Below are 2,272 nucleotides of genomic sequence, written 5' to 3' on the forward strand. Positions count from 1 at the left end.
TACGCCGAGGCTGCGGGGAAGGCCGCCGAGGCCATCCGCACCAAGTCCCCGACCGCCGTCGCCGTGGCCCACGAGGCCCAGCGCCGACTGGCCGCGCGCGGGGCGGACCTGACCGTGGCCGACGCGCTGCGCCAGGAGTTCACGATCGGCACCCACCTGATGCGCGAGCCGGACATGGCCGAGGGCATCCGCGCGCTGCTCGTGGACAAGGACAAGGATCCGACGTGGAGCCCGGCCCGGCTCGAGGACGTCTCGGCCGAGGACGTGGCCGGGCACTTCGAGCCCGTGTCCGGGGTGGACCCGCTGCAGCTCGGCTGAGCCCGCCCCGACGGACTGCGCCCCGTGGTCACGTGCGGTGACCGCGGGGCGCCGTGCTGTGCGGGCGACCGGGCAGGCCCCCGGCGTCAGCCGATCAGGCCGCGACCCACGATCATGCGCATGATCTCGTTGGAGCCCTCGAGGATCCGGTGCACGCGCAGGTCCCGGACGAGCTTCTCCACGCCGTACTCGTGCAGGTAGCCGTAGCCGCCGTGCAGCTGCAGGGCGGTGTCGGCGGCCTCGTAGCCGGACTCGGTGGCCACGAGCTTGGCCATGGCGCACAGGCGCACGGTGTCCGGGTCGTTGCGGTCCAGGGCGTCCGCGGCGCGCATGAGCATCGTGTGGGCGGTCTCCAGCTTCACGGACATGTCCGCGAGCTCGAAGACGAGGGCCTGCTTGGTGGTGAGCGGCTCGCCGAACGCGCTGCGCTCCTTGAGGTAGCGGGTGGCCTTGTCCAGGGCGGCCAGGCCGCCGCCGATCGAGCAGGCGCCGATGTTCAGGCGGCCGCCGTTGAGGCCCTTCATGGCGATGCGGAAGCCGTCGCCCTCCTCGCCGAGGCGGTCGGCCACGGGCACGCGGACGTCCTCGAAGATCACCTGGCGCGTGGGCTGGGTGTGCCAGCCCATCTTCTTCTCGTTGGGGCCGAAGGACAGGCCGGGGGTGTCCTTGTGGACCACGACGGCGGAGATCCCCCGGGCGCCCGTGTCCGCGGTGCGGCACATGACCACGTAGTAGCCGGAGGAGCCGGCGCCGGAGATGAACTGCTTGACGCCGTTGAGGACGTAGTGGTCGCCGTCGCGGACGGCGCGGGTCTTCAGCGCGGCCGCGTCCGAGCCGGCGCCGGGTTCGGTGAGGCAGTAGCTGGCCAGGTGCTCCATGCCCACGAGGTCGGGGATCCAGCGGGCGCGCTGCTCGTCGCTGCCGAAGGAGTCGATCATCCAGGCGACCATGTTGTGGATGGAGATGTAGGCGGCGAAGGCCGGGTCCGCCTTGGCGAGCTCCTCGAAGATCAGGATCGCGTCCGTGCGCGCCAGGCCGGTGCCGCCGTGCTCCTCCCCCACGTAGATGCCGCCCAGGCCGAGCTCGCCGGCCTCGGCGAGGACGTCCACCGGGAAATGCTACTCGGCGTCCCAGTCGAGGGCGTGCGGGGCGACGCGCTGCTCGGCGAAGTCGCGGACGGCGTCGACCAGGGCCTTCTGGTCGTCGGTGATGGGGAACATGGGTTCGTCCTCCTGGGGCTCGGGCCGGCCGCGCGGGCGGTCCACGACGGGGTGGTGCGGGGGTGACACCGCGGGCGGCGACAGGGTGTGACTGTCATCACCATGATAATAGGACATCCAATGATCAGCCGTGTCGCCGCCGGGCCGTGGGCTAGCGTGCTCCCCGTGCAGACCACCACCAGCCCCACCGCGGACTCGCCCACCGGCCCCCGCTCCCACCCCTCCGGCCGCACGGAACAGCTGTTCGGCATCCGCCGCCACGCGCTGATGACCGAGCGGGACGGCGCCCTCAACCCTGCCGCGTTCGAGGTCGGCCCATGGTGCCTCGACCTGGACGGCCGGCCCACCGGCGCGGCGGCCACCGTGATCATGGACAACGCCACCGCGGTGGCCGTGCACCACGCGGCCCGGGACATCGAGACCGTGGTCACCACCGAGCTGCAGGTCAACGTGCTCGGCCCGCTGCCCGCCTTCGACGCGGCGGCGGTCACGGCCGGGGACGAGGACGGCCCGCTGCTGGAGTGCTGGACCCGCCCGCTGGCCTGGGATGCCGGCGGCGGCGTGGCCCGCGCGTGGCTCGAGGACGCGGACGGGCGTCGCGTCGTCGAGGCGACCGGCTGGTTCCAGTCGGTGCCCGCCGGAGCGCCGGAGCGGATGGCCGCGTTCGTCGCCGCCGGACGGCTGCCCCGCGGGGCCGAGACCCGCGTGCCCATGCCGGGGCTGCTGGCCGCCCC

Annotated in this window: 1 protein-coding gene and 2 pseudogenes; 2 read left to right on the forward strand and 1 reads right to left on the reverse strand. The window is 73.4% G+C overall.

All coding sequences use genetic code 11. The features are described 5' to 3' along the window. On the forward strand, nt 1–318 hold a 318-nt coding region (locus tag D8M29_RS10925; RefSeq protein ID WP_148111594.1), incomplete at its 5' end, for an enoyl-CoA hydratase/isomerase family protein. An 86-nt stretch (nt 319–404) separates the two neighbouring features. Here the strand turns inward: D8M29_RS10925 and D8M29_RS10930 are convergent. Beyond that, nucleotides 405–1,538, reverse strand: a pseudogene (locus tag D8M29_RS10930) (acyl-CoA dehydrogenase family protein). Between the two features lie 165 nt (nt 1,539–1,703). Between D8M29_RS10930 and D8M29_RS10935 the strand changes: the two are divergent. After that, nucleotides 1,704–2,272: pseudogene (locus D8M29_RS10935) on the forward strand (hypothetical protein); the annotation flags it as partial.

Origin of the sequence: Micrococcus sp. HSID17227, assembly GCF_003989405.1 — a bacterium.
Classification (GTDB): Bacteria; Actinomycetota; Actinomycetes; order Actinomycetales; family Micrococcaceae; genus Micrococcus; species Micrococcus luteus.